This window comes from Pseudonocardia sp. EV170527-09 (assembly GCF_008369905.1).
Lineage (GTDB): Bacteria > Actinomycetota > Actinomycetes > Mycobacteriales > Pseudonocardiaceae > Pseudonocardia.
Genome location: NZ_VRMC01000155.1, coordinates 1 through 6,014 on the forward strand (window position 1 = coordinate 1; position 6,014 = coordinate 6,014).

A 6,014-nucleotide genomic window follows, 5' to 3' on the forward strand; every position below is an offset into this window, starting at 1 on the left:
AGCAACGACTGAACACCCGACAAGGGGGTCAGTCCCAATCCGTCGTTACGGGGTTACTCCCAACCCGCCGTTGACAGGAAGTGGCTCCCGCCGAGCGAGGACTTCCAGGACCTGCCGAGCTGGCGGGAGCTGGTCGTCGCGACGGCCCTGTCCCTGCGCAGGCACCACGCGCGGACGCTGGTGGTCCCGATGTCGCTCCTGCGCGACGGCTACCGGGCGGAGATCCTCGACGGCCTGGCCGACGCGGGCGAGGAGGTCCTGCACGTCTTCCTGGACGCCGCCCCCGAGGTGCTGCGGGGCCGGCTCCGCGCCCGTACGCCGCCACCCGGTGACCACCGACCGGACGGGTCGGCCCTCGACTGGGCCCTGAGCCGGCTCGACCCGCCGCCGCGGGCCGGCAGCCGGCGGGGACGCTGGTCCTGCGCTCGGACCGGCTCACCCCGGCGGAGCTGGCCGACGCCGTCCTGGCCGCCGCCGACCGTCCGTCGTGACCGTCGGGTTCAGGAGGGTTCCTCCTCGACCTGCGCGGTGAGGTCGTCCACCATCCGCCCGAGCAGCCGGGTGAGGTCGGCGCGGTCCTGCTCCGACCAGCCCGCCATCGCACCGGAGAACCAGCCGAGCACCTCGCGCAGGTAGCGCCCGACCGCGTCGGCACCCCCGGAGGTCATCTCGACGAGCCGGGCCCGCTGGTCGGCCGGGTCGGCGACGCGGTGCACCAGGCCGCGCCGCTCCAGCTCGTTCACCTGCCGGGTGACGTGCGGCCCGACCACCTGCATCCGGGTGGCGATCTCCCCCACCCGCAGCGGGCCGCCGGCCGTGTGCAGCGTGATCAGCACCGACAGCGCGGGACGGTCGACGTCGATGTCCGCGGCGGCGACCGCTCGCTCGACCACGCGTCCCCGGGTCAGGACGGCGCTGAGCTGGGTGATCCGCGGCAGCAGCCCGGCCAGCATCGGGTCCTCGGACACAGGTCCCCCTTGATAGATACCTAAGTTAGGTATATGTTCGGCGTCGTCGGAAAAAGATACCTAAGTTAGGCAGGTACATCGTGAAGGGGACGATCCTCGTGTCCGGGGCGAGCATCGCGGGGCCCGCGCTCGCCTACTGGCTGCACCGCCGGGGCTTCACCGTCACCGTCGTCGAGCGGGCCGGCGCGGTCCGCGGCGGCGGCTACCCGATCGACGTCCGGGGCACCGCGATCGAGGTGGTCGACCGGATGGCCTGCTCCCCCGCGTCCGCGCGGCGCACGTCGACTCGCAGCGGCTCACCTTCCTGGCCCCCGACGGCACGCCCATCGCGACCGTCGACCCGGAGGCCGCGACCGGTGGGACGCACGGCCGCGACGTCGAGCTGCGGCGTGGCGACCTCGCCGGCGCGCTGTACGACGCGGTCCGCGACGACGTCGAGTTCGTCTTCGGGGACTCGATCGCGAGCCTGGCCGACCACGACCACGGCGTCGACGTGACCTTCCACAGCGGGACCGAGCGGACGTTCGACCTGGTCGTCGGCGCGGACGGGCTGCACTCGGCCACCCGGGCGCTCACCTTCGGGCCGGAGGAGCAGTTCCACCACTACCTCGGATACTGCTTCGCGGGCTTCACGATGCCGAACCACCTCGACCTCTCCCACGAGGGCGTCATCTGGAACGTGCCGGGCCGGGCCGGCATCCTCTACGCGACGGGCGACGCCCCCGAGGTGCACGGCCTCCTGAACTTCGCCCGCACCGACCCGCCGTTCGACGCCTGCCGGGACCCGCAGGCCCAGCGCGACCTCGTCGCGGAGGTGTTCGCGGGGGACGGCTGGGAGATCCCGCGGATGGTCGCGACCATGCGCACCGCCGACGACCTGTTCTTCGACGTCGTCAGCCAGATCCGGATGCCGCGCTGGTCGTCGGGCCGGGTGGCACTCGTCGGCGACGCGGGCTACGCGCCGTCGTTCATGAGCGGGCAGGGGTCGAGCATGGCGCTCGTCGGGGCCTACGTGCTCGCCGCCGAGCTGGCCGCGGCCCCCGACCACACCGGCGCGTTCGCCGCCTACGAGGACGGACTGCGCGGGTTCGTCGAGCTCAACCAGGCCCTCGCCACCGGGGGCGGCGGGCTCGTCGCGCCCCGTACGGCCGAGGACCTGGAGCGGCGCGACGCGACGCTGCGCGAGCCGGTGGGTCCCACCGGCGACCGCATCCGCGAGGCCGCCTCGGCCTTCACCCTCCCGGCCGCCGCGTAGCCGCGGCACCATTCCGGCGTGCGTACCCACATCGCGCTGCTGCGCGGGATCAACGTCGGCGGCCACGGGAAGGTCCCGATGGCCGACCTGCGCCGAGTGCTCGGCGAACGCGGCTGCGCCGACGTCGTCACCCACATCCAGTCCGGCAACGTAGCCCTGACCAGCCCCGCGGACGACGACGAGGTCGCCGCGACGATCGCCGCGGCGCTGCTGGAGGAGTTCGACATCGAGCGCCCGGTGGTCGTGTTCGGCCGTGCCGACTACCTCACCGCGGTGGCGGCGAACCCGTTCCCGAAGGTCACCGACCCGAAGCAGCTGCACGTCCTGTTCCGGGCCGGTCCACCGCCCGACGACCACGAGCGGATCGCGGCCGCGCTGGCGGCCGAGCGAGCGAAGGACGGCCGGGGCGACGCCGTCGCCCGTGGCCGGACGGTGTGGCTGCACCTGCCCGACGGGCTGGGCCGCAGCGAGCTCGCCACCCGGATCTCGGCCCGCACGACCGCGCCGGACCAGGGCGGCACGATGCGCAACCTCGCCACCGTCCGGAAGCTCGTCGACCTCCTGGACTGAGCGTTCCCGGGACGCGACGAAGCCGTGGCCCGCGCCCGATCGGACGCGACGCCACGGCGCCGTCGACGGCGGATGTCGAGCTGCCAGAACGATCTCCACCGCGTCACCCGCATTCCTGCAAGTGACTTGCAGCAGAGTACATGTGGCGGATCGATCCGTCCACGCGTGCGCGTGGCCGGTCGCGGGTAGTCGGCAGTTGCTACATAGTGGCGAGTGAATCCACGTGGCACACCGCCGCGCGTTCCCGACCCAGGAGAGGACCATGGCCGAGTACACGCTCCCGGACCTGCCCTACGACTACTCCGCGCTCGCCCCGCACATCGCGCCCGAGATCATGGAGCTGCACCACTCCAAGCACCACAACACCTACGTCCAGGGCCTCAACACCACCCTCGACAAGCTCGCCGAGGCCCGGGACCGCAACGACTTCGGCGCCATCGTCGGACTCGAGAAGACCCTCGCGTTCAACCTCGGCGGCCACGTCAACCACTCCGCCTTCTGGAACAACCTCTCCCCCGACGGCGGCGACAAGCCCACCGGCGACCTCGCCGCCGCCATCGACGAGGACTTCGGCTCCTTCGACGGATTCCAGGCCCACTTCACCGCCGCCGCCACCACCATCCAGGGCTCCGGCTGGGCCATCCTCGGCTACGACCAGCTCGGCGGCCGCCTGCTGATCCACCAGCTCTACGACCAGCAGTCCCAGCTCCCCGCCGGACAGACCCCGATCGTCCTGCTCGACATGTGGGAACACGCCTTCTACCTGCAGTACAAGAACGTGAAGCCCGACTACGTCAAGGCCTGGTGGAACGTCGTGAACTGGGCCGACGCCGCCCAGCGCTTCGCCGCCGCGAAGGGCTGAGCCTCCCCGCACCGCGCAGCGCCCCGTCCGGGTCCCCCGGGCGGGGCGTCGTGCGGAGAGGGTGCGCTCAGCGGTGCGCGCCCGGCCCCGTGACGCCGGTGGCGCGCAGCAGCAGGTGCATGGCCAGGTCGACCGAGCGCTCGCGCACGTCGGCCCGCCCGCCGGGCCGCTGCGGGTCGCGCGCGATGACCTGGCCGTCGGCGGTGGTCACGCAGAAGCAGACGTAGCCGACGGGCTTGGCCTCGGTGCCCCCACCGGGGCCCGCGACGCCGGTGATCCCGACGCCGACGTCCGCCCCGAACCGCGCCCGCGCACCGTCCGCCAGCGCCCGCGCGACCTCCGGCGACACGGCCCCGTGCGCCTCGATGAGCGCGGCGGGGACGTCGAGCAGCGCGGTCTTCGCCTCGTTCGAGTAGGCGACCACGCCCCCGGCGACGTAGGCCGACGACCCGGCCCGGTCGACGAGCCGCCCGGCGAGCAGCCCACCGGTGCAGGACTCGCCGGTCGCGACCGTCCAGCCCTTCGCGCCCAGCGCCTCGGCGAGCAGCTCGTCGGTGGTGCTGCCGTCGTCGCTGATGAGCGCGCGGCGGTGCCGGTCGACGATGCGCGCGGCCAGCTCGCGGGCCGCCGACTCGGCCCCGGGCAACGGATGCAGGTCGACCTCCAGCTCCGAGCGGCGCAGGCAGGTGGTCACCTCCACCCCGGACACGTCGAGCTCGGTCCCCAGGACGCGCAGCGTCTCGGCGATCTCGGACTCCGGCAGCCCCGCGAAGCGCAGCGACGTCGCCTCCGCGCGGGGCACCCGGCTCAGCAGCTCCGCCACCGGCGCCGACTCCAGCGCGGCGGGCCACATGCCCTGCAGCTCCCGCGGCGGCCCCGGGAGCACGACGACGAGCGGCCCGCCCGGTCGCGTGACGGCCAGTCCCGGCGCGGTCCCGACCGGTTCGAGGACGCTCGCCCCGCGCGGGACCCTGGCCTGCTTGGCCGTCGCCGCGTCGAGCGCGGGGCCGGCCCAGCCGGCGCGGCTCGCCCAACCGGCGACCCGGTCGTGGATCCGACCCTGCAGCGCGGTGTCGACCTCCATCTCCGCTCCCGCGAACTCGGCGACGACCTCGGCCGTCAGGTCGTCGGCGGTCGGTCCGAGCCCGCCCGAGGTGACGACGAGATCGTCGGAGGCGACGAACTCCAGGGCCGAGCGCAGGTCCTCGGCGCGGTCCCCCACCAGCAGGACCCGCGAGACGGCGAAGCCGAGCTCGCCGAGGGAGCGGGCGACGAAGGGGCCGTTGGCGTCGGCGACGTGGCCGGTCAGCAGCTCGCTCCCGGTGACCAGGACCGAGGCGGTGGGGCGGGACTCGCTCATGATCCGAACCTACCCGCGCCCGGACACCCGCACCCCGTCCCGCGCGAGGTCACCATCGGTGCTGGTCCGAGGCGTCGAGGGATCGTCCGGTGTGGACTTTCCACCCGTTCAGGTGACGCGAGAGGTTCGACACGTCCGAAACCGGACCTCTACGGCGTGTCGTCGCAGCACCAATGCCGCTCGTCTTGCCCCGGGAGCGCCGTGGGCAACCGTGCTGCGCGGCCTCCGTCGTCACCCGTACGGCGCATGATCGGGCGCCACGGCTCCGACCTGCGCCGACGCCGTCCGTCGCACCGCATCCGGTGAACTCCGCGACCGCGCACACGCACAGTGTCCGAAATCCGGCAACTGCGCACTCTCAGTGTGAGCACAGCTCGCATACCCGACACTGTGACCCATGTCAGCGATGTCTGCGCCGAACGACGCCGCGACCTGGGTGGGTGAACTGGACCGGCTCGGCCCGCTGCGTGATCTGCGGGTCGACCCGGGCTTCCACGCCGCCCGTCTGCTCGTCACCGTCGGGGGCACTCCACAGGGGCAGGTGACCGTGCCGCTGCGCGGGGGACGCGCCACGATCGCAGAGCTGCGGTCCGCGCTGATCACCCTGGGTCCGCCCGAGGAGGTGACCCCGGCACCGGTGGCGAGCGACCCGGTGACGGTGGTGATCGCGACGCGCAACCGCCCCGAGTCGCTGGCCCGCTGCCTGCGCGCGGTCCTCGCCTCGGACCACCCGGCGCTGTCGGTCGTCGTCGTCGACAACGACCCGCCGGACGAGCTCACCCGCGACGCCGTCGCCGCGGCCGGGTCCCCACGGGTCCGCTACGTCCGCGAGCCGCGCCGCGGGGCCTCGGTCGGGCGCAACCGGGGTCTGGCCGAGGCCCGCACCGAGATCGTCGCCTTCACCGACGACGACACCGAGGTCGACCCCGCCTGGGCCTCCCGCATCGCCGGCGCCTTCGCCGCCGACCCCGAACTCGCCTGCGTCTCCGGCCCCGTCCT

General features: G+C 73.6%; 7 protein-coding genes. 4 read left to right on the forward strand and 3 right to left on the reverse strand.

Annotated elements, in window-relative coordinates:
• Positions 1-500: 500 nt before the first annotated feature.
• Both FVA95_RS27090 and FVA95_RS33310 read right to left on the reverse strand, forming a co-directional pair.
• On the reverse strand, positions 501-968 hold the full coding sequence (locus FVA95_RS27090) for a MarR family winged helix-turn-helix transcriptional regulator (RefSeq protein WP_240051762.1): 468 nt from the start codon (positions 966-968) through the stop codon (positions 501-503).
• 202 nt (positions 969-1,170) lie between these two features.
• The gene (locus FVA95_RS33310; protein ID WP_240051763.1) at positions 1,171-1,452 is read right to left on the reverse strand and encodes a hypothetical protein; all 282 of its coding nucleotides are present in this window, start codon (positions 1,450-1,452) and stop codon (positions 1,171-1,173) included.
• Between FVA95_RS33310 and FVA95_RS27095 the strand changes: the two genes are divergently transcribed.
• The 3 genes from FVA95_RS27095 (at position 1,435) to FVA95_RS27105 (ending at position 3,655) form a co-directional block, all read left to right on the forward strand.
• Complete coding sequence (locus FVA95_RS27095) at positions 1,435-2,223, forward strand: FAD-dependent monooxygenase (RefSeq protein WP_240051764.1); 789 nt, start codon at positions 1,435-1,437, stop codon at positions 2,221-2,223. The two genes, FVA95_RS33310 and FVA95_RS27095, sit on opposite strands and share 18 nt — an antisense overlap.
• Positions 2,224-2,241: 18 nt before the next feature.
• Positions 2,242-2,793 (forward strand): DUF1697 domain-containing protein, encoded by a 552-nt coding sequence (locus tag FVA95_RS27100; protein ID WP_149666648.1) that lies wholly within the window; start codon positions 2,242-2,244, stop codon positions 2,791-2,793.
• Positions 2,794-3,055: 262 nt separating this feature from the next.
• Positions 3,056-3,655 carry a superoxide dismutase gene (locus FVA95_RS27105; protein ID WP_149666649.1) on the forward strand — a complete coding sequence of 200 codons (600 nt, stop codon included), beginning with the start codon at positions 3,056-3,058 and terminating at the stop codon, positions 3,653-3,655.
• A gap of 67 nt (positions 3,656-3,722) precedes the next feature.
• On the opposite strand, the gene FVA95_RS27110 is transcribed toward FVA95_RS27105, so the two are convergent.
• On the reverse strand, positions 3,723-5,015 hold the full coding sequence (locus FVA95_RS27110; RefSeq protein ID WP_149666650.1) for a competence/damage-inducible protein A: 1,293 nt from the start codon (positions 5,013-5,015) through the stop codon (positions 3,723-3,725).
• Positions 5,016-5,421: 406 nt separating this feature from the next.
• Between FVA95_RS27110 and FVA95_RS27115 the strand changes: the two genes are divergently transcribed.
• A partial coding sequence (locus FVA95_RS27115) for a glycosyltransferase family 2 protein (RefSeq protein WP_161992488.1) occupies positions 5,422-6,014 on the forward strand: 593 nt, incomplete at its 3' end.

What these genes read in the sequence shown, in the direction of transcription:
- FVA95_RS27110 (WP_149666650.1), bottom strand. Translation starts at nt 5,015, where the DNA reads ATGAGCGAGTCCCGCCCCACCGCCTCGGTCCTGGTCACCGGGAGCGAG.
- FVA95_RS27105 (WP_149666649.1), top strand. Translation starts at nt 3,056, where the DNA reads ATGGCCGAGTACACGCTCCCGGACCTGCCCTACGACTACTCCGCGCTC.